The sequence below is a fragment of the Paenibacillus solani genome, from assembly GCF_001277345.1.
GTDB lineage: Bacteria > Bacillota > Bacilli > Paenibacillales > Paenibacillaceae > Paenibacillus_AQ > Paenibacillus_AQ solani.
On sequence record NZ_LIUT01000006.1, the window covers coordinates 568,164 to 593,589 of the forward strand.

The 25,426-nt window shown below is 49.2% G+C and carries 23 protein-coding genes; 15 read left to right on the top strand and 8 right to left on the bottom strand.

Annotation, left to right across the window (positions count from 1 at the left end):
* Positions 1-125: 125 nt before the first annotated feature.
* A complete protein-coding gene (locus tag AM231_RS23880) occupies positions 126-734 on the bottom strand; it encodes a superoxide dismutase (RefSeq protein WP_054404805.1) in 609 nt (202 codons plus the stop codon).
* Positions 735-1,054: 320 nt separating this feature from the next.
* Here AM231_RS23880 and AM231_RS23885 point away from each other — a divergent pair, with 320 nt between their 5' ends.
* The 9 genes from AM231_RS23885 to folE all read left to right on the top strand — a co-directional run bounded on the left by AM231_RS23885 (position 1,055) and on the right by folE (position 11,444).
* Positions 1,055-3,619, top strand: a complete 2,565-nt coding sequence (locus AM231_RS23885; RefSeq protein ID WP_054404807.1) for a hypothetical protein — start codon at positions 1,055-1,057, stop codon at positions 3,617-3,619.
* A gap of 27 nt (positions 3,620-3,646) precedes the next feature.
* Positions 3,647-4,414, top strand: coding sequence for an ABC transporter ATP-binding protein (locus AM231_RS23890; RefSeq protein ID WP_054404808.1), 768 nt, complete (start codon positions 3,647-3,649; stop codon positions 4,412-4,414).
* Positions 4,415-4,467: 53 nt separating this feature from the next.
* Positions 4,468-5,760: an ABC transporter permease gene (locus tag AM231_RS23895; protein ID WP_242615295.1), complete on the top strand. Its 1,293-nt coding sequence runs from the start codon at positions 4,468-4,470 to the stop codon at positions 5,758-5,760.
* Between the two features lie 33 nt (positions 5,761-5,793).
* On the top strand, positions 5,794-6,882 hold the full coding sequence (locus AM231_RS23900; protein WP_054404812.1) for an efflux RND transporter periplasmic adaptor subunit: 1,089 nt from the start codon (positions 5,794-5,796) through the stop codon (positions 6,880-6,882).
* Between the two features lie 361 nt (positions 6,883-7,243).
* Positions 7,244-7,666: a GNAT family N-acetyltransferase gene (locus AM231_RS23905; protein WP_054404814.1), complete on the top strand. Its 423-nt coding sequence runs from the start codon at positions 7,244-7,246 to the stop codon at positions 7,664-7,666.
* Positions 7,667-7,870: 204 nt separating this feature from the next.
* A complete protein-coding gene (lepB, locus tag AM231_RS23910; RefSeq protein ID WP_054404816.1) occupies positions 7,871-8,473 on the top strand; it encodes a signal peptidase I in 603 nt (200 codons plus the stop codon).
* Between the two features lie 42 nt (positions 8,474-8,515).
* Positions 8,516-10,363 (top strand): tRNA epoxyqueuosine(34) reductase QueG, encoded by a 1,848-nt coding sequence (gene queG / locus AM231_RS23915; RefSeq protein ID WP_054404818.1) that lies wholly within the window; start codon positions 8,516-8,518, stop codon positions 10,361-10,363.
* A gap of 138 nt (positions 10,364-10,501) precedes the next feature.
* Positions 10,502-10,738, top strand: a complete 237-nt coding sequence (locus AM231_RS23920; protein ID WP_053490003.1) for a YneF family protein — start codon at positions 10,502-10,504, stop codon at positions 10,736-10,738.
* A gap of 112 nt (positions 10,739-10,850) precedes the next feature.
* On the top strand, positions 10,851-11,444 hold the full coding sequence (folE, locus tag AM231_RS23925) for a GTP cyclohydrolase I FolE (protein WP_054404819.1): 594 nt from the start codon (positions 10,851-10,853) through the stop codon (positions 11,442-11,444).
* A 100-nt stretch (positions 11,445-11,544) separates the two neighbouring features.
* On the opposite strand, the gene AM231_RS23930 is transcribed toward folE, so the two are convergent.
* The 5 genes from AM231_RS23930 to AM231_RS23950 all read right to left on the bottom strand — a co-directional run bounded on the left by AM231_RS23930 (position 11,545) and on the right by AM231_RS23950 (position 16,162).
* Complete coding sequence (locus tag AM231_RS23930) at positions 11,545-11,817, bottom strand: hypothetical protein (protein ID WP_054404821.1); 273 nt, start codon at positions 11,815-11,817, stop codon at positions 11,545-11,547.
* Between the two features lie 32 nt (positions 11,818-11,849).
* Positions 11,850-13,109 (bottom strand): Tle-like phospholipase domain-containing protein, encoded by a 1,260-nt coding sequence (locus tag AM231_RS23935; RefSeq protein ID WP_054404822.1) that lies wholly within the window; start codon positions 13,107-13,109, stop codon positions 11,850-11,852.
* 27 nt (positions 13,110-13,136) lie between these two features.
* A complete protein-coding gene (locus AM231_RS23940; protein WP_054404824.1) occupies positions 13,137-13,445 on the bottom strand; it encodes a hypothetical protein in 309 nt (102 codons plus the stop codon).
* A gap of 359 nt (positions 13,446-13,804) precedes the next feature.
* On the bottom strand, positions 13,805-14,989 hold the full coding sequence (locus AM231_RS23945) for a Fe-Mn family superoxide dismutase (protein ID WP_054404924.1): 1,185 nt from the start codon (positions 14,987-14,989) through the stop codon (positions 13,805-13,807).
* A 186-nt stretch (positions 14,990-15,175) separates the two neighbouring features.
* The gene (locus AM231_RS23950; RefSeq protein ID WP_054404826.1) at positions 15,176-16,162 is read right to left on the bottom strand and encodes an alpha/beta hydrolase; all 987 of its coding nucleotides are present in this window, start codon (positions 16,160-16,162) and stop codon (positions 15,176-15,178) included.
* Positions 16,163-16,383: 221 nt separating this feature from the next.
* Here AM231_RS23950 and AM231_RS23955 point away from each other — a divergent pair, with 221 nt between their 5' ends.
* A complete protein-coding gene (locus AM231_RS23955) occupies positions 16,384-17,124 on the top strand; it encodes an IclR family transcriptional regulator (protein ID WP_054404828.1) in 741 nt (246 codons plus the stop codon).
* A 173-nt stretch (positions 17,125-17,297) separates the two neighbouring features.
* Here the strand turns inward: AM231_RS23955 and AM231_RS29300 are convergent, their stop codons facing one another.
* Positions 17,298-17,453 carry a hypothetical protein gene (locus tag AM231_RS29300; protein ID WP_165593466.1) on the bottom strand — a complete coding sequence of 52 codons (156 nt, stop codon included), beginning with the start codon at positions 17,451-17,453 and terminating at the stop codon, positions 17,298-17,300.
* A gap of 182 nt (positions 17,454-17,635) precedes the next feature.
* Positions 17,636-20,353 (bottom strand): aconitate hydratase AcnA, encoded by a 2,718-nt coding sequence (gene acnA, locus AM231_RS23960; protein WP_054404829.1) that lies wholly within the window; start codon positions 20,351-20,353, stop codon positions 17,636-17,638.
* Positions 20,354-20,669: 316 nt separating this feature from the next.
* Between acnA and AM231_RS23965 the strand changes: the two genes are divergently transcribed.
* The 5 genes from AM231_RS23965 (at position 20,670) to AM231_RS23985 (ending at position 25,368) form a co-directional block, all read left to right on the top strand.
* On the top strand, positions 20,670-21,692 hold the full coding sequence (locus AM231_RS23965; protein ID WP_054404832.1) for an amidase domain-containing protein: 1,023 nt from the start codon (positions 20,670-20,672) through the stop codon (positions 21,690-21,692).
* A gap of 45 nt (positions 21,693-21,737) precedes the next feature.
* Positions 21,738-22,832, top strand: a complete 1,095-nt coding sequence (locus tag AM231_RS23970) for a D-alanine--D-alanine ligase (RefSeq protein ID WP_054404834.1) — start codon at positions 21,738-21,740, stop codon at positions 22,830-22,832.
* 96 nt (positions 22,833-22,928) lie between these two features.
* Positions 22,929-23,246 (top strand): hypothetical protein, encoded by a 318-nt coding sequence (locus AM231_RS23975; protein ID WP_054404836.1) that lies wholly within the window; start codon positions 22,929-22,931, stop codon positions 23,244-23,246.
* Positions 23,243-24,244 (top strand): UV DNA damage repair endonuclease UvsE, encoded by a 1,002-nt coding sequence (gene uvsE, locus AM231_RS23980; protein ID WP_054404838.1) that lies wholly within the window; start codon positions 23,243-23,245, stop codon positions 24,242-24,244. Before AM231_RS23975 ends, uvsE begins: the two co-directional genes overlap by 4 nt.
* Before the next feature lie 260 nt (positions 24,245-24,504).
* A complete protein-coding gene (locus tag AM231_RS23985) occupies positions 24,505-25,368 on the top strand; it encodes an inositol monophosphatase family protein (protein WP_423212939.1) in 864 nt (287 codons plus the stop codon).
* Positions 25,369-25,426: the final 58 nt, after the last annotated feature.

A 25,426-nucleotide genomic window follows, 5' to 3' on the forward strand; every position in this document is an offset into this window, starting at 1 on the left:
GTCCAATGAAATTCAGGACAAAGGCCGCTTCGTAGCTTTTAATATTTGTGCTGTCTACTTGACGGGGTGCAGTTCACAGCGGAAGCAGCCTTTTTGATTATGATATCGGTTCTGGTGCGGCGATATTACTTAGCGTTTTCGTAACGCTTGCCGACTTCGTCCCAGTTTACTACATTCCAGAATGCGGAGATGTAGTCAGGACGTTTGTTTTGATATTTCAGGTAGTAAGCATGCTCCCAAACATCCAAGCCGAGAAGAGGAGTTTGACCTTCCATGATCGGGTTGTCTTGGTTAGGCGTGCTGGTTACTGCCAGTTTGCCGTCTTTCACAACGAGCCAAGCCCAGCCGCTGCCGAAGCGAGTGGTAGCCGCTTTAGTGAAATCTTCTTTGAATTTATCGAAGCCGCCGAGCTCATTGTTGATGGCATCAGCCAATGCGCCAGTCGGTTGTCCGCCGCCGTTTGGTCCGATAACTTCCCAGAACAGGGAGTGGTTGGCATGGCCGCCGCCGTTGTTACGAACTGCTGTACGGATGCTTTCTGGAACAGCGTCAAGATTAGCGATCAGATCCTCAAGGGACTTGCCTTGAAGCTCAGGAGCGCTCTCCAGAGCAGCGTTCAAGTTTGTTACGTAGGTATTATGGTGGCGATCATGGTGGATCTCCATCGTTTGTGCGTCGATATGAGGCTCGAGCGCGTCGTTTGCGTAAGGAAGTGCTGGTAATTGAAATGCCATTGTGAAAAACCTCCCGTAAATTTAGTTTTGGTTATGATGAAGGCTCTTCCCTGATAGGAGAGTCTTTATCATCCCGGAGAAATGTCATATGTAATCCGGCTACACTACCTATATTAAACCGTTTGGGGGGATTAAATCAACTTTTATGTTTGAAAAGTCCGCGGAGGTTGATTTCTTGTGCGGTGAACAGCATTTTTTTGCCTGAATAAATTTGAAAACTTTTTGGCAGAAGTTGTCGTTATATATATAACCTCGAACAAATCTGCCTATCGATGAAAATGACAAGAGATATGTCGAGGTGGAAAGGAGTCGTTCTATACATGAAAAGTACAAAGTTCAGAGTGACTGCCATTTTATTGGCTGCCATTCTGGCTGCCGCTCCGCAAGTGCATGCTGCTCCCTCTAATACGGGTAAATCGACAACTGCGAAGTCGACGGCGTCGAAAGATTCAGCTCCTGTCTGGAGTGTAAATCTTGGCAGCAACGTCACAGCAACGCTTGAGCATGCGGATGTTTGGCAGCAAGACGGCACACATGCGGCCGTATTTACCCTGAATTATAAAAACGGGGGCAGGAGCCCGGCGCGGCTGGTTTCTTTTTTTCCCAAACTGATGTCTGGTGGTTCTGTAAATGCGGCTAATCCCATCACCAAGGATCTCGCCAAGAAGAGGATAGAGCCTGGCCAAAGCCTCAGGGTAACTTACTATGCCAAGGTGGACAGCGGTTCAATGGCTGGTATGAAGCTGGTCATGGATGTATGGAATCCGCAAGTCAAAGGTTACCTGGAGCGGGTCGGTTCCTACAGATTACCAGCCAATTATTCAGCTGCCGTTGCACCTGGTATAAGCACGAAGCTCAATTTGGGCAGCACACCGGTTACAGTACAGACTGAATCGCTTGAGATCATCAAGTATGACGGCAAAGTGATGGCTAAAGTCGGAATGTATATGACGAATCACGGCGGAAAAGCATGGAATGATCGGGGATTGGAACCGTATCTCGTGACAGCTAGCGGAAGCACATTCCTTCTGCAACGCGAAGCCGAGACGGAGGGCGTGCTTATTCAGCCGAAAGAGAAGAAACTGGTTTATTACATAACGGAAGTACCGTCCTACCTTAAAACGGCTGGTTTGCGTTTCTCATGGACGGAACATGATGAAACCTTAAAGCTGTCGCTACCTGTCGCATCATTCAAGCTGCCTGCTGCAACGGCACCACAGTGGGATGTGGCTGCAGGTGCAATCAAGAAGCTGACCATTCAAGGGGTACCGGTTAATGCCCAAATCCGTCAGTCCTCACTGCGGGCTTCCGGGGATCAGGGAATTTGGACAATCGAGATGGCTTTTAAGAATCAAGGTAAAAAATCGGTGGCAATTCCGGCTTACGAGTTCGCCCTTAAGGCGTCAGAGGGCTCCCTCCACCCTTATACTTCGGATAACAAGGCAGGGCTATCGCTGCGTGCCGGAGAAGAGAAAACAATGTTGATGGAGATATCGCTGCCGCTTGAACTCAAACAGGACAAGCTGAAACTGCAAATGATCGGAACAGCCGGGGCAGCCGGATTATCTAAGCAACCGTCAAATTCCACTGAAACGGGCAATGAGTCTGCTTCCGGCAGCCAGGAGTCATGGGCCTTGCCGATTGCCTACTTTGAAATCCCGTATCAAACGGAGCGCAAAGCCTCTATCGGCGTGGAATACGGCGCGCAGTCGGCTAAAGGGTTTGCATATACGCTGGAATCCATGCAGCGTCTGCCCTGGCAGGATCAGGATCTGATCCTTGCGAAGCTGCGTCTGCGAAATACACAGGAATCAAAGTCATTGCCACTGCCTGAGCTTCAAGTGAACGTTTTGGCAGATGAAAGAACGGGTTTGTCCGGATCAGAGATTATCGCTGAGGAGCAGGGTTCCTTGATTGGGCCGGGATCGTCAACCGAGGTATATGTGATGGCTCGCATCCCTTATACGAAGGATATCCGTTCGCTCCGCTTCGAGCTGTTTACACAGCAGGACACGGCCAAAACGCCGTTTCTGACTATGACCACCTCAGGTATGACGCAGTCTATTGGCACTCTGGAAAAAGGGAAGCCGTATACGATTACCAAGATCGGTAAACGGGCAGAGGCGCAGGAACGGCGGACGATCATCTATGAAGGAGTGGACTCCGATATTGTCTACTCCGATTTCATCTTGACCAGTAATGAGCAGCGCCGCGTTCAAGCAGCGGTGCTGAAGGGCTATTTTCAAAGTACGGATGGAAAGATCTATGAAGCAGAGACAATTCAGCCGGAAGCCTCGCTTCAGCCGGGCTCCAAGCAGTCGGTCGTCTTCTGGGCCAGAGTGCCAAAGGGAGCTGCGAGCGAATTGGGGCTGGCTCTTGGTACGGCTATGAACGGAAGCAAGCTTGCGGAGACGGATAAAGACGCAACAGGAGTCATGGACGTGAAAAAAATGATGCTGAACCCGATCAGACCTGCAGTAATCTCTGGGTTAACGCAGCTGGACTGGTATCCTTATAACGTTTCGGTGACCAAAGCAGTAGGGCATTTACAGGAAGGAAGCTCGTCCATTCCGCTGAATATTACGATTGATGTGAAACGCAGCGACAGCATCACGGCGGCAGACGCCGGACATAAGCTGATTCTCATCATCAAAGATACTCTGGGGCAGACGCAGGAACGAACGCTTACGCCAGGAACCGATATCCAGGTCCCGGGCACTCGGTCCATGTCGATAGAGCTAAATGATGAGGAGTATAAAAAACTCCAGGGCGGTTGGTTCCAATTAACATTGGTGGATGAATTTCAGAATGAACGGATCACATTGGGGAGTCAGACTTATAATTTAACGTTTCAGCAAGCTGTGAATCCATTTGAGGAGAGATAAATTTAGGGTCGGAAAGGAATAGCGAACATGTTGCGTTTGGAGAATGTATCGCACAGCTTTAAGAACGGTAACGAAGTATTAAAAGTGCTCCATAATATCCAGTTCGAAGTCCAGAAGGGAGAGATGATTGCCCTGCTTGGCAGCTCCGGGTCGGGCAAGTCCACGCTGCTCAACTTGATGGCAGGACTGATGAAGCCGACGGAAGGCCATATTTATATTGCCGATCAGGATATTGTCAAGTACGGGGAAAACAAGCTTGCTGTCTTCCGGCGCAAGCATATCGGATTTATTTTTCAGGCCTATGAACTGATCCCGACGCTCACGATTCGTGAAAACGTGGAGCTTCCCCTGGTCTTTCAATCCGTTTCTCCGTCCAAGCGCCGGAAGAAAGCGATGGAGCTTCTGGAGATGACGGGGATCGGCGATAAGGCTTCACTATACCCGTCCCAACTGTCAGGCGGACAGCAGCAGCGCGTTAGTATTGCGCGCTCGTTGATTACCGAGCCTTCCGTCATTTTTGCGGACGAGCCGACGGGTAACCTGGACACCAAAACGGAAGAGGAAATTATCCGAATCATGATGGCGCTGAACGAGTCCATGAAAACGACATTTGTCATCGTTACTCACGAGATGGAAGTTGCCGCCCAAATGAAAAAAACGATTATGCTCCGTGACGGTTATCTGGTTCAGCCGGAGGACTATATAACGCCAGCAGCAGGTCAACGGGGGCCAAACGGCCCCTCGTCCCTGCCTGGGGTCCCGGTTCATACGGAGGAGGCAGGTGAGGTCAGCTGATAATTTTAGACAGCATACGGCTGGCATGGGGACAGATTAAACGTCGTAAAGTGGTGACAGCCCTGTGCATGACTGGTATTTCGATTGGATGCGCGGCTATTATCGTAGCGATCAGCATTGGGAACGGCGCCCAGAATTATTTGGAGACGGAAATTATAGGCGGCATGAAGCTTGACGAGATTACGGTGACTCCACAGGGCTCAAGCGGGCAAGGAGAAGTCAGCGGCCCCGCGCCCGGAGCTGACCGGGGATTGCTAACGGATGATAAAGTTCAGGTGATTCAGGGCTTTGATCATGTCAAATCCGTTATAGCCACCAAGCAGCTCGGGTATTTTAGAGCCATTTCGTCCGACAACCTGATCAACGACGGCTTCAACGTCGTGGCCGTGGACCTGTCAAAGCTCAAAGAGCAGGGTAACAGGTTCAAGGAAGGTGGCGCGCTTGAACAGATCGGTGCCATGGTGCTCAATTACGGAGCAACAACCGGATGGAAGGATGCAGAGACGAGCGAAAGATTGATGAATATGATAAATACCGATCCCAATAACCCGAAGCTATGGGAAGAATATCAGATGTATGAGAGCACCGTTTCGGAAATGCACGGCAAAAATATACAGCTGGAGTCGATGGACGCAGACAAGAAACAGCTTAGCCCACAGCTTTATGTTGGAGGCGTGCTGGACGTACCTACGGGGAGAGATGCCCAGTTTGCGTTCTACGATCGTAAGGCCTATATTTCCTTTGATACGGCGGAATGGCTAACAAATAGTTTGAACCTGCAAAATAGGACAACTTCGAAACAGCGGGTATACGATAGTCTAACCATCAAAGTCGATGATCTGCAGAGTATTAAACCGCTTGAGGATTTGATCTCAAAACTTGCGCTAAATGCGAGCGACAATCTGGCCATGCGCGATCAGGTCGCTTCCCAATTGGATACATTCAAAGCGATCGCTCTCGGCATAGGCGTATTTATCCTGTTATTGGCCTCGATATCAATCATCGTAGCCATGACGATGTCTACGCATCAGCGCCGTAGGCAAATCGGCATCATGAAGGTCCTTGGGGCGAATATGCCGCAAATCCGCAACATGTTCATCGTAGAAGCCAGCCTGCTCGGTTTGCTTGGCGGATTGCTTGGCATCGTGTTCGCATTTTTGATCATCAAGGGACTGAATTCATTCATTATGGCTTCGGCGGGCATGTCAGGGCTGCAAATTGCGGTTACGCTGGAGACGCTGCCCATCGGCATTGCATTCGCTGTGATGACCGGAATCTTCTCGGGGATCTATCCGGCGATCAGCGCAGCAAGAACGAATGCACTTCTGGCCATCAAGCGGGATTAGGATAATGAGTTTCGGAAAGGAAGCTAAATCGGTATGATAAAAAAAATCATAAAATGGACGGTTATCGTCGCCGTGCTGGGCTTGGTAGGATATTGGGGATACGGACAGGTGAAACCGAAAGAACCCGAGATTCCCATGATGGAAGAGCCGCAGGTCATCACATTTCCCGTAACCGAGGAAACCATCGTCTCGACCGTGCAGGTCAAGGGAACGTCAGAATACGGACGGGAGACCAATGTTTACGCACCTTTTGAAGCGAAAGTGGAGTCCTGGAACGTCGAGAACGGCCAGCAGATTAAGAAAGGCGATGCGCTTTTTAAATTGGAGCAAACGGCAATTCGCCAGCAGCTTCAGCAGAAGGAAGCCGAGCTGCAGAAGCGGAAGCTGGAGAAGGAGCTGAAGGAGTTCACGTTAAATCAGGACCTCGATAGCGCCCCGGCCTTAGCAACGGAAGCCGAGCGCCTTAAAATGCTGGCAGATCAGGAAAATGCTCGGCTGAGCAGTCAACTGGACGAGGTTACTAACGATATTGAGCGCCAGACGATGGCCGACTTGAATGACAGGCTGAAGAAAGCTACATACTTATCACCAGCAGCAGGCCTGTTTCTGTTCGACCCGACACAGCAGGTGCCGCAATCGGTGACGGCGAACCAGTATATCGGCAAAATCGTCGACCTGGATTCTCTTCGATTAGTGGCATTTGTCGGGGAAAACGATATATTCAGCATTAAGCCGGACATGGCGGTTGAGGTTAAGATGCCATCCATCAAGGATCTAAAGCTGAAGGGAAAGGTGCTGGAAGTTGCTAAGTTCGCCGAGACGACGGCCCAGGAGAAGCAAACTTCCCAGACACCACAGTTTAAGGTGATCATTTCACTGCCGAAAGAAGATCGGTTGATCGGCGGGCTGACGCTTAACGGAGACATTGTAACCAAGCGAAAGGATAAGGCCGTTGTCGTTCCCAAACTTGCCGTGATGACAGACGGAGGCAACTCCTATGTCATGGTGGACAAGGGAGGCGGCCAGATAGAACGGCAGGATATCGAGACCGGCATGCAAACGCTGGATAAAATTGAGGTTCTATCAGGGCTGAAGGCGGGGGATACCGTCGTTCTTCAGTAAATAATGGTAAATATTTCGCAGCGTCCCCAGGAGTAGTAGTCTGGAGGACGCTGCGTTTTTATGGGAATGTATGGCTCACTTTTTACATCAGGATAATGATTTTAGCATCAAGAAATAGACCTATAATTGATAAAAATATGGAACTTTATCCAATGAAAATAATGTAAACGCTTACTATAAAGCGCTTTCAGAAGAAAACTCGTGAATTTACGAGAAATATGTGGTTTAATGGACAAGGAAACAGGATTTTCGGGTTTTTTGTAGTAAAACAATAATGTCAGGTTTGCGTAAACGGAATACTATATTTTTGTAAAGTAAACCGGGTAAACCGCATCATGCTAACGAAAAGGGAGATTTTGAGATGCATGTTCGTTCCTTTCAGTTGAGTGACTGTAACCCCGTAACTGAGCTATTACAGATTGCTTTATCGGAAGACTGCTACGAAAACACGATTGAGCCCTTCTCCAGGCAGCTCGCTTGGGACTCCGACCTGATTATGGTCGCTGAAGAAAATGGTGAAATCGTTGGTGCCTTAATCGGTACGATTGAACGCAATCATGGTTGTTATTACCGTCTTGCCATTCATCCTGATTATCGCAGAAAAGGAATTGGAAAGTCTTTGATATCAGCGATGGAACAGCGTTTTCAATCACGGAAAGTCAGTCGGATTATGGTAGCAGGTGATGAACACAATACTGCAGCCATGCCATTTTATGAAGCCATGGGGTATGGTGCGAGCCAAATCCTGAAGTCGTTCCAGAAGCTTAGTATCCTAGGTCAGTAGTTGCACGACTCAGTGTACATAGAGCCACGCAAACGGCAGCCGTAAGCTTCAAACAGAGATAAGAATTGACATTTTTTCTATATGAAGCATATCTTTCAGCCGTTGCAAATGGGTGGGAGATATGCTTTTCTATTAATGTACCTTTATTTTGTAAGGTGCCGCCATCGGATCTCGAAGGTGAAATCGAAGTAAAGTAGGTGTAGCATGGCACAAGTGATTCCTCAAGATTCAAATGAACATAGCCAGGATAATGGGCCTCAGAAACAACCTGATAAGAAGAACGGTTGGGCTGCCGAGCTGTGGGATTGGGTGAAGACGATTGCGATTGCATTTGTTATTATGGTGCTCTTAAATATGTTTGTGTTCAACTTGTCCATGGTTAAAGGTGAATCTATGCAACCGACACTGGTAGCATCGGAGCGGCTGTTTATTAATAAAATCGTATATCGGTTTGCTGAACCGAGTCATGGCGATGTTATTGTGCTCAAGGACCCAAGCGATGGTCCTGACAAGAAGGAGTTTCTTGTAAAGCGAGTCGTTGGAGTACCTGGAGATATCATCGAAGTAAAGAACCAGAAGCTGTACGTAAACGGCGTTGTCCAACAGGAGCAATATACCGATGTTCCGATTGAGGATCCGGGCTTTGACCCTATAACGCTGGAAGAGGGCCGATATTTCGTGATGGGAGATAATCGCCACCTTGGGAAGAGCAAGGACAGCCGTATGTTCGGGAGCGTGAAGGAAAGCGACATTGTGGGCAGAGCCGAATTTATTTTCTGGCCTTTATCCGAGATCAAAAAGCTGTAGCTGCCGGATCGAACGACACCCCAAAAAAGGAGGCGCAGGAGAATGACCTACACACTCGGCTCGTATGCTCCTCCGCCTTCGGTATGGGAGGAACTCAAACAGGAACTAAAAGTCGTGGCGCCGGAGCTCGGTATTGACGATATCGGCTTTGCTTCCGCCGAGCCGTTCCAGTCACTGAAAGGAATTTTGCAGAATCATCGCAAACTGGGTTATGAATCGGGATTTGAAGAGCAGGACCTGGATAAGCGGGTTACTCCCGCTCTTCCCGGCACCGAGCCGAAGTCCCTGATCGCCATAGCGATAACGTACCACTCCAAGATGAACAACCCGCCAAAATCCGAGCCTGGGAAATACAGGGGGATTATGGCGCGCTCTGCTTGGGGAAGAGATTATCACCATGTTCTTCGGGAGGCCATGGACCGCCTGGAGAATTACATCAAAGAGCGTGTGCCGGATGCGAAGCTGGAGAGCATGGTTGATACGGGGGCGCTTGTAGATCGCGCTGTTTCCGAGCGAGCTGGCATTGGCTTTAGCGCCAAGAACTGCGCCATTATCTCTCCCAAGTTCGGCTCCTGGATCTTCCTTGGCGAAATGGTAACCAATATTCCGTTTCCTCCGGACACACCGGTTACGGAAGACTGTGGGGAATGCACGAAATGTATTGATGCATGCCCAACCGGCGCCCTTGTCGGTCCCGGACAGCTGAACGCCCAGCGTTGTGTTTCTTTTCTGACCCAGACCAAAGGATTTCTGGACGAAGAAGCCATGCGCAAGATTGGCAACCGGCTGTACGGCTGTGACACCTGTCAGATTGTATGCCCTAAGAATCGGGGCAAGAACTGGACTCATCAGGAGGATTTCAAGCCTGATCCCGAAAAAGCCAAGCCGCTGCTCCTGCCGATTCTGGATATGAGCAACCGTGAATTTAAGGAAGCGTTTGGAGATACATCGGCTGCTTGGCGCGGCCGAAAGCCGATTCAGCGCAACGCTGTAATCGCTCTTGGCAACTTTAAAGATATTTCAGCCGTACCGAAGCTGAGCGAGGTATTGCTGAAAGACCCGCGCCCGGAGCTGCGGGGAACCGCTGCATGGGCTCTGGGCCGTATTGGAGGCGAAGAAGCAATGAACAACTTAGAGAAAAGCATGAAATCGGAAGGGGACTCCCGAGTACGAGATATGCTGCAGCAAGCCTTGAATAAATTGAAACCCGAAACCAAGGGGAATGAAGCCGGTGTGGAAGAGGATAATGCTGCCGGCACATCCCCAGCTATTGATCATTCGGGCTCCGCTAACGGAAATCAACCCGAGCAACAAAGTCCCGTCATTCATGGAGTCGAGCCCATGGCCGTCCCTGAGGGCGGGCCTGAAATGTTATATTATGATGAACTTCTAACTCCCATTGGATCGCTGACGGTCTGCGCAACCGAGAAGGGGTTATGTCTTATTGAGTTTGGCAGCTTCTATGTTAAAGAGGCGGTCATCCAGCAATGGTCACGGACTTGGGCCGGTAACGGCGGTTACACACGGGATGAGGAAAGATTAGCCCCTGTGGTAACGCAGCTGAAACAGTACTTTTCTGGGGAGCTGGAGGAGTTTGACTTACCGCTGGATCTGCGCGGAACTTCGTTCCAATTGCAGGTATGGGAAGCGCTGAAATCGATCTCTTACGGAACGATGTGTTCTTATAAAGACGTGGCGGAATCCATCGGGCGCCCTAAAGCGGTACGTGCTGTAGGCGGTGCGAACAACAAGAATCCTGTTCCGGTCGTAGTACCTTGCCACCGTGTAATCGGTGCGGATGGAGCTTTGATTGGATATGGCGGCGGCCCAGAGATTAAACGTGCGTTGTTAACACTGGAAGGGGCCATGAACGACCGAAAAGGATCGTGAGCCATCGAGGTATAATGATCTTAGCCTAAGCCTGCTATGTCCGTCGTTATTTTCATTTGCTGTGTTGAAAAGGACATGCTATGATAGGTTCGTATATGCGCCATTAATTGGTAGATATTAGTAGAGGGTGGTCAAGTGATGGACATAGTCATTCCGATTATTACATTGATCGTGGGTCTGGTTGGCGGATTCTTCATCGGCGTATTCTATCTCCGCAAGCAGTTGGAGAAGATGCAGAATGATCCGCAAATGCTGCAAAAGATGGCAAAGCAAATGGGCTATAACATGAATGGCAAGCAGATGCAGCGCGCACAGCAAATGATGAAAAATCAGCCAATGCCGGGTAAAGGGCAAGGACGCAAACGTAAATCATAATGCAAGAAGGCCCACTCTCGTCCAACTTGAATGGCGGAGGGGCATTTCTATTTAAAAGACCGCTAACAGCGGCTATAAGTGCTGGTTATTGGGATTAAAAGGGGGATGTATGATGTCAGGCGTTAAAGATTATGTGAATCTTCTAGTAGGCGAGAACCGGGAACAGATCGAATACCATGTAGAGCAAATTTTGAAGTTGATCGGTGAAGATCCCGATCGGGAGGGTCTAATTGAGACACCGGCTCGCGTAACCCGCATGTATGAGGAGATTTTTGCAGGATATGCGGTCGATCCCAAGGATGTTCTTGGGGTAACCTTTGACGAGAATCACGAGGAACTGGTTATCGTGAAGGATATCGTGTACTACAGCTTGTGTGAGCATCATATGGCTCCGTTCTTTGGCAAGGTCCATATCGGTTATGTCCCAAGCGGTAAAATCGCAGGACTCAGCAAGTTGGCGCGTCTCGTAGAGGCAGTTAGCCGCCGTCTTCAGGTGCAGGAGCGTATCACCTCGCAAATTGCTAATATTATTGTGGATGCGCTGGAGCCAAACGGCGTGATGGTTGTTGTGGAGGGCGAGCATCTGTGCATGTGTTCCCGCGGTGTCAAAAAACCGGGCAGCAAGACGGTGACATCTGCTGTACGCGGCTCTTTCCAGACCGATTCTGCGCAGCGTGCCGAGTTTTTATCCTTGATTAAAGACTAAGATTATTATGAAAAGGCTTCGCCTCTTTGCAGGCGAAGCCTTTTTTGTGTTCCCCCATGAATAGGACATTATAGGAGGTTGAACTTTGGAGCCATGATCTTCAAGAAGCGCCATCTACCTGTTTCATGTAGTGAACATACTGAATAAGAGCATTTTTTTGTTCTTCAATCTCACGGATACGACGAGCCGTCTCCATGAAGAAGGCTTCAACCTGCTCCCGCAATACATTGGCGGATTGTCCCTTCCAGTCTTGCAGACAAGCGTACAGGACCCTGGCCTCCCGTTCATCGGCTTGAATGGCTGCAAGCAGACCTGACAGCTCACGTTCTGCTTGAAGCAAATCATCGAGCTCCAGCAGTATCTCTTGACTCATCTCTTTCCCTCCCGGTGGTTGATCACAGTTGGTTACCCGCTTTGATCTGTTCGTTCGAACAGATCAGCCTTGGATTGAATGTACTGAACGATGCCCGTCGTGTGCTCCAGATGCCATTGACTCATGGACATGATAGAGGTATCCAGCTGCTGGACTAGCGGCTGCAGACGTCTGCTATGGCTGGAGTACATATACTTGGAGAGTCGCTGCCGAATTCCTTGTATTTCAGCAGCGTTGCGGTGGGCATTCGCCCTCCATCTCTCAGCCACGCTGCGCAGCTCGGCCGGGGTCACCTGAATGGTTCCTGAAGGGCCCCCTGAGAGACTGATTGCGGCCCCAAGCGAGGCGCCTAAAGCTAAGCCCATCTGGCTCAAAGCCCCACCAAGGCCAAATAAGAGATCGCCGTGGGCAGGGATTCTGGGAGAATCCACGGCTTTGTCCGAGGCACCGTCATATAGTGGATTGGAAATGTAACCATCCTCAAATTTATAACGGTCAAGCTGATGATAATTGGGCCCGCCCAGTGTATTATCGATTTTTTCTTTTAAACTAAGCCCGTCGTTGGCATCTTTATAATTGGAGTCTATGTAATAAGTAGAGCCGACGTGACCGTTGTAACCACCGAATGTGCCACTGGCAATAATATCACCTGGGTGAGCAAAGTTAATGATCTGGGAGTCAAACTCTCCATTCTCGGCTTTTCGTCTAACCTCTGGTGATAGGCTTCCGATCACGGAAGGAGCGCTGAAAGTAACGGCTGTCATACCTGTATAAGCAGCAGCATACTGTGCATTGGCTCCACCTAGTGAGTGACCGGTAAGTGAAAAATTTAAATCTTTATATTTTTCCTGCATTTCTTTGGCGTAGTCTTCAGCTTGGTACATTTGATTTGTCCCTACAAAATCCAAGTTTTTATCAAGCTTTCTCGAAGTTTCACCGAGCCAATCATTGACTGTTGTAATTCCAACGGCATCTTCAAATTTGGTGAGATGTTCATCAAAAGGTCGTTTAATCTCTGTTTTCCTTTTGAGTTCCTCAATACCAATTCCAACATCACTTACATAATCAGGCAGGGATGCTGATAATTCTGCATCTCCCTCTGTCCCTCTGTATGCAATAACGGCTTCCCCTGTATCCCGATTGACAAAGGTGACAGCATCAAATCCGGACACTTTATAGCTTCTGGTATCTTCTAGAACCTCCCACTGTGGAAGATCCTCAATCTGTGTATCTGCTTTCAAATCTTTGTAGGCTAATCTGGATAAAGTGTTATATGTTTCATCATCAACCATGATGGGACCTCCATAAAGAATAATTAATTAGTTCTGCTCCTTGGCTTGAATGACTTCCTTCAATTCCGGGCTCATGACAAAGTTCTTGGTTTGAAGGGTTTTATAGTTTACTGAAATATTAAAGGTTTGATCTTTATGCCCGATGACGTATCCTTCAACATCAATCTCGTCTGCGACATAGGTTGGCAATTTCTTTTGGTTGGTTACCTCGACATCAAGATCATACTTTTCCTTGAAGAACTGAATGGCAGTCTCTTTGGCTTGGCTCATTAGTTTATCGTCATTATTTGTTATATCTTCCGTGATGTCTGAGTTATTAGTTTTATTTGAATTCATGTTTTGACATCCTCCTAGGATAAATGGGATTAACAAGAAGCATATGAACAGTTTTTTCCATCCTAAACGATTACCCATAACAATTTCAGTCCCCTCGTGCATCTCATTTATTCATTAATTAAGTCTTTAAACTTCATATGTACCGTCACATCATAATCCAGTATATGGGTTGATTCAACCGGATAAATAACCATATATCTGGTAAAAAAGACCTAATGATTAGATGGGACTGCTCTTGGTTTAACTCCCTGGAGATGATGATGAGCCCTCCCTAAACTTCATAAATGAAGAAAGGAGGGCTCAAGGTTGTGTACCCAGTATTAACCAGTTTGAAGCAGTCTGGCCGAAAACTTTAAGCCTTAAAAAGGTTTCCATTTCAGTTTGCTGGCATGTTTGAAGCGTTCAGTGACCTCCGGCCAGTAAACTACCTTCCACCAATCATTGATGTAGTCCTTGCGTTTATTCTGATGTTTGAGGTAGTAGGCATGCTCCCACACATCTAAAGCAAGCAGAGGGACGACATCCCATTGTGAGAGGTCCTGATGTTTCTCAGCCTGCAAAATTTCAAGACGATGGCTGCGCGGACTCCAGACGAGGATTGCCCAGCCGCCGCCTTCTACTTTGTCTGCTGCTTCGGTAAAATGCTTCTTGAATCGGTCAAAGCCACCGAAGTCCTGTTTGATCTGCTGGGCAAGCTCCCCTCCGGGTTGACCGCCGCCCTGCGGGTTCATAATGAACCAGAAGATTGTATGCAGATAATGACCGGCACCGTGAAAAGCCAGCTCCCGTTCCCAATGTTTGACCAGCTCGAAATCACCACTTTTTCTGGCCTCATCCAGTTTCTTTTCCGCCTTGTTCAAACCGTCAACGTAGCTTTGGTGGTGGATGTCATGGTGAATTCGCATCGTCTTCTCATCAATATGCGGCTCCAGCGCGTTATAAGCGTAAGGCAGTGGAGGGAGGCGGTGTCCACCAATCGGAACGGTTGCTGTACCTGAGTCAGCCATATCTTGAATGGACCGTTCAGGATTAGGAGCAGGGGGAAGTAGGGAAGAAGCCTCCTGAAATGTCATGGGCTGTACTTGTGCCGGCATATCCAGATCCATGAATCTTTCTAGCGCTCCGGTGGCATTGAGAGTCTCCAGCGCGTTCAGAAAATACTCTGATTCCCGGATCACATGAAGTAGGATCGTACTAGCAAGAGGTGCTTTTTGAACAGATTCACTGTGTTCCTTCATTCCGTGCAGTTGGCGGATAAACTCTCTGGATTGTTCACAGGCAGCGCGCAACACCTGCTCGATCTGGGCAAGCATCTGAGGTGAAGGAGGGGCCGTTTGGCCGAGGATATACCGCAGAAGTTCGTCTGCTGCTTGTTCCGTGTCAGAGAATACCGCCGCCCATTGATCCAGCATCTTAACATAGACTGGCTCCAGGTCAGGCACTATTGCCTTGATGAGTACCGTGTGCTTCCTTTCCTGATGCTTCCAATAGCGGATTTCCTCCAATAATCGTACGGGGAGCTTCGCTCCATAAATAAATAACATGTCCGTTCCCTCCAGTATCAGGTTCGCTAAACCCACTATATTCATTTTGTGGCCTGTATTATGAAGCATAAGCATAAAAACGAAAAATCCCCTCTGCACGAGGCAGTAGGGGAGATCAAGATATAGATGTATACAGAGAGAGGCGTTCTTGTAACTTATCATTCAATAATGTCAGGACTTAAGGATTCAATCAGGCGTCTCAAGCTTGTCAAGAAAGGCGGAGACTCTGCGTAAATATTCTCTTGGATGTTCACGGAAGATAAGCTCGTGGTGCGCATTCTCCACAATCCAGGAATCCGAATCAGGATGTGTCTGGTTAGAAGCGATCCTTTCAGCAATTGGGTAAGGAGCTTTATCATCTTTCGTTCCGTGAATGAACAAGGTCGGGAAAGGATAGTCCTCGCTCTTCACCTCATTATAAGGGATCTGATCCAGGCTGGTACCATTCAGTACCGGGAAGAGCAGCTCCAGAATTTCTAGAGACGGATGACGCGGCAAATCAATCTGGTTGTGAATATTGTGGTAAAGTGTGTCAGGCTCCAGCAAAAATGCACTATCCAGGATCATCGCATCCACATCCTTCGTTTCAAGACCAGCCTGCAGTGCCGTACCGGCTCCCATGGAGAAGCCCCATACGACGATTTGCTTGGCACCACGCTGCTTTACATGTTGAATGGCTCCGAGAAGCTGGCGCTTCTCTTCCTTGCCTCCAGTGGCCACTTCCTTGCTCGTCTGGGAAGCAAAGCCATAATCAAACATCAGTACATTAAAATTCATATTGTGCGCGTAATGGGCGATATCGTACATCGGAATCCAGGTTTCTTCCCGATTCGCACCGTAACCATGGCTAAGCACGATCGTTTTGGAAGAGTTCTCGGCTGGTATATACCAACCATTGATATTTCGTTTCCCATCAATTGAGTGGAAGGTGACGGACTCGTAATCCATATCCTTCGCAAGCTTGGGATTGGAATAGAGGGGAGCGACCGTCGGATTTGACAATACCCATGCAATATAGGCATGAAGCGCGATAAAACAAAAGATGAGGAAAAAAACGACGGATAATAATAAGGCTAATATTATATGTTTAAAACGAACCAAGCGGGTCGACAGCTCAGCGGGCGCATCATTCGATGGGGAGAGTGGGGCATTACTACCAGTTGCTGTGCTCATAAGTGGCCCCTCCTTACCATAGAGTTTGGATATTTTTCGTCAAAACGAAAATCTGAAATTATAATCATCGTATGCCCGGATTCCTGTAAAGTCAATGCAAATCCATAGATTGTAAGACAACTGTAAAGTAGCTATCCGAGTGGTTTACATTTGATCAAAATTTTCATATAATTTTTATAACCAAGTTTCATAGAATGAAACGCGAGAGGGGCAGGAAGAGGATGGAAGAGCGCAAATTAACCGTGCGTGCCGTCGAGCGGGCACTTGATATATTGATGTGTTTTACGAAGGATAGTGAGCTTGCTCTGACCGAGATTTCCTCTTATATCGGATTACATAAAAGCACCGTTCACCGGCTGCTATCGACATTGGAAGAGAAAGGGTTCGTCGTGCGGAACAAGGAAACCGAGAAATATCGGCTCGGCATGAAAATATGGGAACTATCGATGCATCTGTCACAAAGCGACGACCCTGCCACCCGGCTCCTTCCGGCCATGGAGGCGTTGCGTGATCAACTAGGGGAAACGGTAAGTTTGTATCTAAGAGATGGTGCTGACCGTCTTCGCATTCAGGCTGTGCAGAGCAACCAGGGTATCCGGCGGGTTGCACAGGTGGGGGTAAGGCTACCGCTGTCTGTGGGCGCGTCTAGCAAAGTGCTGGTGGCCTACGCACCTCCTGCAGATCAGGAGGAGCTGCTCAGCGCACCGGATTGGCCGGAGACCGTGGACCGCAGCATGTACCGGCAGCAGTTGGTGGAAATTCTCGAGAAGGGGTACGCGATCAGCATCGAAGAACGCGAACCTGGCGCAGCAGCGGTCTCGGTACCAATCTTTGACCGTAACGGCCAAGTAGCGGCGGCATTATCGATGTCGGGCCCCGTAACCCGCCTGTCGGCCGATATACTTCGCGATCATGCACCAATTCTGATGGAAGCTGCACGGGAAATGGGAATGATGATCTGATTTAAGCAGGGTATTCGGCAGCATGCAGTATAATGGTTTTTCTATACAGAGAAGGCCGTGCCTCCAATTCAGGTGATTGGGGGGCACGGCCTATTTGTCGTGTAAGGTTGTCATCATGGTTTTATCATTACCAGGCTGCTATGTATTGTAATTCTTCAACGACAAGCTTAGGCTCATCTCAACTTCAAAGTTTTTTCCTTGATCTTCTGGTTGAGAATTTCCTGAAAAGTGACGGGTTTGTCAGCCGGCTCCTCTTTCTTGGGAGCGGCTACCGGCTGCGGCCGTTGATATTGGTAATGGAACGAAGCCATCGTATGTATTTTGATCATAAGGTACCATCCTCCTGATTATGAATTCCGGTTGTTTTTTTACCCATTAACCTCAAGAAGTGTAATCGAAACGGAATGCTCAATATTCAGGAAAGAAGTACCGCAGAATAAGAAATCCCCATCATCCGCTAATGGATGATGGGGATTTGTTCCTAAGGCTTAAGCGCCTGGAAGGTGATAATTTATTGGTTCGATGCGATCATTTGACGCAGTACCGTTTGTAGGATACCGCCATTATAGTAGTAGTCCACATCTACCATGCTGTCAAGACGAGCGATCGCCGGGAATTCAAATTTGGTTCCATCTTCGCGTGTAACGACAACCGTCAATTCTTGTCCCGGCTTCACATCATTGCTAAGACCGAGAATATCGAACGTCTCGCGGCCGTTCAAACCGAGGCTCTTCCAGCCATGGCCTTCTTGGAACTGGAGCGGAAGTACGCCCATGCCCACAAGGTTGGAGCGGTGGATACGCTCGAAGCTCTCGGCCAATACCGCTTTGACGCCGAGGAGATACGTACCTTTTGCCGCCCAGTCACGGGAGCTTCCAGTACCATACTCTTTACCGGCGATAACGATCAGGTTCTGTCCGCCTGCCTGATAATTCATGGAAGCATCATAGATGGACATTACTTCTTCTGTCGGAAGGTAAGTGGTTACGCCGCCTTCCGTACCTGGAGCCACCTGGTTACGAATCCGGATGTTAGCGAAGGTACCACGCATCATAACTTCGTGGTTACCACGGCGGGAGCCATAGGAGTTGAAGTCCTTGCGCTCTACGTTACGCTCGCTCAGATATTTGCCTGCAGGACTGTTCACTGCTATGTTGCCCGCTGGGGAGATATGGTCCGTTGTAACGGAGTCGCCCAAGAGAGCAAGCACGCGCGCTTCCTTGATGTCCTGGATATCGTTAAGGCCATCGCCCAAGTTCTCGAAGAATGGCGGATTCTGAATGTAAGTGGATTTGTCATCCCACTCATACAGCTCGCCTTCCGGAACCGGAATCTTGTTCCAACGCTCGTTGGCGGTAAATACATTCTCGTATTTCTCACGGAATGCATCCGGGCTGACAGCTAGACCGATCGCTTCGCGGATTTCCGCGCTGGATGGCCATATGTCCTTCAGATACACAGGCTCGTTGTTTGGATCGTAGCCAATCGGGTCGTTCTGAAGGTCGATGTTCATGGTTCCTGCCAGAGCGTAAGCGACAACCAGCGGCGGCGAAGCCAGGTAGTTGGCTTTGACCTGAGCGTGTACGCGGCCTTCAAAGTTACGGTTACCGGACAATACGGCAGCTACCGTCATGTCGTTGTCGGTAATCGCTTCGCTCACTTCATCTGGCAACGGACCGGAGTTACCGATACAAGTTGCACAGCCATAACCTGCTACATAGAAGCCAAGAGCCTCCAGATACTGCAATAGGCCGGATTTCTCAAGGTAGTCGGTTACAACGAGGGAACCCGGAGTCAAGCTGCTCTTCACGTAACCAGGTTTGGTCAGGCCGCGTTCAACAGCTTTTTTGGCCAGGAGACCTGCGCCGAGCATAACGCTTGGGTTCGACGTATTCGTACAGCTCGTAATGGCCGCGATGACTACCGCGCCTGTCCCCATTTCGCTGGTAGAGCCGTCTTTATGATGAACTTTAACAGTTTCGGCGATTTTCTCATCGCTTAGGCCGTATCCGCCTTTATCGATCGGCGTACGGATGATGTCGTTAAAGTTATCTTTCATATTGGTAAGTTCGATACGGTCTTGCGGACGTTTCGGACCAGCCAAGCTCGGTACAACCGAAGCAAGGTCGAGTTCAATTACATCGGAGAACTCAGGTTCAGGAGTTTCCGCCGTACGGAACATATTTTGTGCTTTATAGTAGCTCTCCACGAGTGCAACCTGCTCATCGGAGCGGCCTGTGTTGCGGAGATAAGCTAGTGTTTCATCATCAACCGGGAAGAAGCCGATGGTAGCACCATATTCCGGAGCCATGTTAGCAACCGTTGCGCGGTCAGCCAGGCTGATGTTGGCAAGGCCAGGACCGTAGAATTCTACGAATTTACCTACAACGCCTTTCTTGCGAAGAAGCTCGGTTACTGTGAGGGCAAGGTCAGTTGCAGTAGCACCTTCTGCCAGGCTGCCCGTCAGCTTGAAGCCGATAACTTCAGGTGTTACAAAATACAGTGGTTGTCCGAGCATTCCGGCTTCTGCCTCGATACCGCCAACACCCCAGCCCACAACGCCAAGACCGTTGATCATGGTGGTATGGGAGTCAGTACCTACGAGAGAATCAGGGAAGACCAGCGTCTCGCCGTCAACCGTCTTCGTAGCTGCTACGGAAGCCAGATACTCCAGGTTCACCTGGTGAACAATACCCGTTCCAGGAGGAACTGCACGGAAGTTGTTGAATGCCGTTTGAGCCCAGCGGAGGAAGCGGTAACGCTCTTCGTTACGCTCAAATTCAACCTTCATATTATATTCAAGAGCTTGGTCGGTACCGAAAGCGTCAACCATGACGGAGTGGTCGATTACGAGATCGACAGGCACAAGCGGGTTGATCTGTTTCGGGTCGCCGCCGGATTTTTTGACAGTGTCACGCATGGCTGCAAGGTCTACGACAACCGGAACGCCGGTGAAATCCTGCAATACGATACGGGCAGGGATGAACGGAATTTCCTTGTTGTCGTCGCGTCCTTCATTCCACTTGGACAAGAGTTTGACGTGATCCTCGGTAATTGCGCGTCCGTCGAACTGACGTACGGCAGCTTCAAGCAGTACCCGAATGGAGAATGGTAGCTTGGATACGCTGCCATAACCTTGCTCTTCGAGCGCCTGCAGGCTGAAATAACGGTAATTCTTACCGCCCACCTCTAGGTTGCGAGAGATGGAGAATTGATCCTTTGCTGGCATAGATGAACCTCCTTGAGTCATTTCATAAATCTAATAAAGAAAATCAGGGCAAAACCCTTGCCTAGGGTTTCACTAGATGAAACCTAATTTCATAAATGCTACTTTAAGTATACCGTTTTCAGCCTGCTACGTAAAGCATTTTTTATAGAAGAAAAGGATTTCAAATCGGTGAAAATAAACCCCGATTCAACCTGAATTCAGCCGCTAATGGCCTATATTTCTGTATTCTCTTTACGGAAGTTCATAGCCTGATGAATTTCTTCATATAGATGTGATAGGAAATAGCGTGAGAGGTAAGGTTAGAGGAGGAGAGATAATGAACAGTCTGAAGCAAACGGAGAAGCCTTGGAAACAAGCTCTGTCTATTTACGTCAATCAATATAACCAAAATCGCGTAGACTATTCTTCAGGCCTGAAAGAGCAAATCGTAGCGGATTTGAATTTTCTGATAGAGAGGGGCGAGCGGCAATTCCGGCTGCAATCGTGGTACGCGAAGCGGGAGGCAACGCCGCTTAAGAGCGAGACTCGTGCAAGGCTCCAGCGTGTACTCAGGGAAACCGAAGAGGACGTTGTCGCCGATGTTCGGCTTCATAGTGTGTTTTATTACGAAAAGAGAGGGATGACGCACAGAGAAGACACGATCACAACGGAGCGGCTGACCCTGATCCGTGATGGTGAGGCCTGGCTGATCGTCGGTATTGAACGTCTGCAGGATGAACGCCATCCACTGCAGAGAACTGATATTTCGTCAGCAGGCGGATATATGGATGGCAGAGAGCCGTCTACCCCTTTTATGAACGGGCGTGTATACTCTGCCGGCAGCAATCCCAGATCTGCTCGTTATGATCGTGAAGCCGCAGCTGCTTACGCTGAACGCTGGTGGGATTCGGGGAACCCGGAATTTGAAGAATTTGAGGTGGATTGCACGAACTATATCTCTCAATGCCTCTTTGCAGGCAAAGCCCCAATCCACTATACTGGTAAAAGAGAATCGGGATGGTGGTACAAGGGCTACATAAACAAGCGGGAATGGTGGAGCTATAGCTGGGCCGTATCAAACAGCTTTGCACTGTATTTGAACAACAGCACTTCTGGGCTGCGGGCTGAGCGGGTGCAGCGGCCTGAGCAGCTGATGCTGGGAGATGTCATCGTGTATGATTGGGACGGTGATGGCGCATTTCAACACAGCACCATCGTGACGGCGTTTGACGCGGGCGGGATGCCGCTGGTCAATGCGCATACGGTATCAAGTCGCCGTCGCTACTGGGATTACCAGGACTCTTACGCATGGAATGATAACACCGAATACCGGTTTTACCATATACCTGATTATTTTTAAGATGACAGCATGTCATGCTGCAATACGGATAAGAGAGAGGTTAACATGGGACAGAATAAATTAACGGTTGGTTTAGTATACGGGGGCAAATCCGGTGAGCATGAGGTGTCGCTTTCCACGGCATTCGCAGTCATGAACGCTTTCGATTATGATAAATACGAATTGGTTCCCTTTTATATAACAAAACAGGGGCAATGGAGAATCGGCGGCCAGCTTTCGGCTCCTTTTGCCCAGCTGGAGGATTTGAAGCTGGCTGAAGGGGAAGGAACCCAGTCGGCGCTGAATGCCGTATTCAGCAGGCTGTATGGCCAAGAGAACCAGGCAGTGGATATCATGTTCCCGCTTCTGCACGGAACGTTCGGCGAGGACGGCACGATTCAGGGACTGTTCGAAATGGCGGACATTCCATATGTGGGCACTGGTGTGCTGGCTTCTGCCGCCGGGATGGATAAAGTAGTCATGAAGAAACTTTTTGCCCAAGCTGGATTGCCGCAATGCGAGTATTGTTATTTCAACCGTATCCAGTGGGAGCGAAGCCAGCATGAGGTGCTGCAGGACATCGAGGATAAACTCGGTTTCCCAAGCTTCGTCAAGCCGGCTAACCTCGGATCAAGCGTGGGAATATCCAAGGCCAAGAACCGGGAGCAGCTTAAGGCCGCCATTGAATCTGCGCTGCGCTTCGATGACAAGATCATCGTGGAAGAGTTTGTAGATGCCCGGGAAGTAGAGGTCAGCGTCCTTGGAAACGATGAGCCGATGGCATCCGTCCCGGGTGAAATTGTGTCTTCCAGTGAATACTATGACTATGCAGCTAAATATACGGATGGACAATCGCAGATGCAGATTCCGGCCGAGATCGATCCGGAAATGGCTGATCGTCTTCGGGATCTCGCCATTACCGCGTTCAAGGCGATTGAAGGCGGCGGCATCACCCGTGCCGACTTCTTCGTCCGCCGTTCGGACGGCGCGATTCTGATCAATGAAGTGAATACGATGCCGGGCTTTACCCCGTTCAGTATGTATCCGCTCTTGTGGAGAGAGACAGGTGTATCTTACCGCGAGCTGCTGGATCGAATGATTGAACTGGGTCTGGAGCGTTATAATCGCAAACAATCCCTGGTGTATGAGAATCAGGCATAAAGCAACAAATAGAATACCAAGCACAAAGGGGAGTCCGCGCAATTCGAAACGGCTCCCCTTGAGTCTAATATTATCGATGAAAGGAAGTTACGTGATATGGGATTTCAAACCGAGTTCAATTCCGTCTGCAAGTTTAAGAGTGAGCAGGAGCTATATGAGCTGCTGGAGTACGGCCGCGGCAAAATGCTCAAGGACGGCCTGCGCGTATTTCCGACAGGTCAGAAGGTTATTGCTTATACACCCGATAATCAGGCGGTAGCCATCGTTCTAATCACCGCATGCGTATCGGAGATCAACTTCCAGGGACGCGAGGTCACATCTGTCGAGCTGCAGCTGATCCGAAAATTGACGGATGAGGAAGCCAGAGTACAGACCGCACTTGCTCATGAAATGTTCTTCGGAGAGCATGCATGATTGTCCGTTTCGGTTATGTGGCCATGTCCACGGTTGTGCAGAATGCTTCTCCCTCCAAGACGATGACCATGAAGAGCTTTTTGAAGCTGAACGACCGCGAAGCCGGCATACACAAACTGGAGCGGATCGCGAATGAGAACCTACATAATACCCTTCGACTCTTGAGACATAATCTGGCTCATGATATCAAGGTGTATCGCTTCTCTTCCAAGCTGATCCCTTTGGCCACACATCAGGATTTGCAGGATTGGGATCCGTTCCCGGCCCTGCGTGAAGGCTTTCAGGCCATTGGGGAATTTGTGAAAAAGCATGGGATGCGGGTGTCTTTTCATCCGGATCATTTTACGGTGCTGAGCACACCGCGTCCTGAAGTGCTGGTCAATTCCATCCGTGACCTGGAGTCACACGTCCATATGCTGCAGGCGATGGAACTGCCTGCTTCCATGAAGAATAACATTCATATCGGTGGGGCTTATGGGGACAAGCCATCGGCTGCGGCTAGGTTCGTCCAGCACTTTCATAAGCTTGACCCTTATATTAAGGAACGGCTCACCCTTGAAAATGACGATAAAACCTTTTCTGCACAGGAAACGCTGGCAGTCTGTCAACAAACAGGGCTGCCGATGGTGCTGGATATTCATCATCAGTGGGTAAATAATGACGGAGAGGCCCCTTGGGAGCTGTGGCCGGATATCCTTCGTACCTGGGAGACCCCGCTTGCCCAGGCAGGCTCTGAACCGTTACAGCCACTGCCGCCTAAGATTCATGTATCCAGTCCGAAGAGCCCCACGGATATTCGGAGCCATGCTGATGGGGTAGACGTCGTGCCATTGCTCGCGTTCTTACGAAATATTGCGGGCTCAACGCAGAAGGTGGATGTTATGATCGAGGCCAAGATGAAGGATGGAGCTTTGTTTGATCTGATGAAGGATTTGGGTGATTACGAGAAGGAAGGCGTAACAGTACTTGACGGTGCCTCAATCGAAGTGAAGCCCTGACGATAAACAAGCCTGTTATCACTTGCAAGTTGGAGAAATTTGGGTTACGTTGGAAGTATCCAAACAGAGATTCCCCTTAAGCAAGATGTTTGGGGTAAAAAAGTTCGTTCTCGCCACGCATTCAGGTGCACAGCATAGGACGGACTTTTATTGAAATAAGGCGAATTCTTGGACCCCCTGCCCTATCGGTCTCCATGAGGGTTGAATAGGATGTAGGGATGCAAAATCACTAGATTGGTATAGAAAGTAGAGTGAATGCTTTGAATGAGAACGAAAAGATTCCATATGTAGTTAGCAGCAAAAGCTACACTGCGGTTGCAATTAACTGTGCGGCTAAAGCGGGAGAATGGATTAAGAGCAAGCTTGGGACCGTCAAGCAGCTCAGCACCAAGACTTCGGCACAGGATATCGTAACAGAGGTGGATAAAGGCGCGGAGCAGATGATCCGCAAGCTGATTTTGACCCACTTCCCGGATCATGCCATTCTCGGTGAAGAAGGGGTAGCCCCAGGGACAGAAGCATACGCGAAAGCGCTTGAGGAGGCCAAGGAAGAGGAGTATTTATGGATTATTGACCCGGTGGATGGAACAACGAATTATGTTCACGGGTTTCCTTTTTATTCTGTGTCCATTGCGCTCGCTCACCATGGAGAAGTTATTATCGGTGTTATATATGACCCTTCCCGGGATGAATTGTTTGTAGCGGAAAAAGGGAAAGGTGCCTATGTTCACGGCAATCCTACTCTAGTTTCCAAAGAGGAGCACTTGTCGGAAAGTCTGCTTGCGACAGGCTTCCCGCTGGATAGCAAGGTTAACCTTCCGCGCAATATGGCCGAGCTCCAGACGCTGCTGCCCAAGGTTCGTAACGTGAGAGCCGGCGGTTCGGCTGCGCTTCATCTAGCTTATGTGGCTGCTGGTCGGATCAGTGGATACTGGGAGCATGGTTTGAGTGTATGGGACGTTGCCGCAGGTGCGCTTTTGGTTCAGGAATCGGGTGGTAAGGTAACCGACATCGATGGGCAGCCTTATGACTTGTCCGTACGCCATATCGCAGCAACCAATGGGCTGATCCATCAGCCTTTATTGGATACACTAAAAGATGCGGGCAGTGAAACGAACGGCTGACTGCAGGAGTTAAAGAGAAATGAAGTCACCAACACAAACATTTGATAAAAAGGAGTGT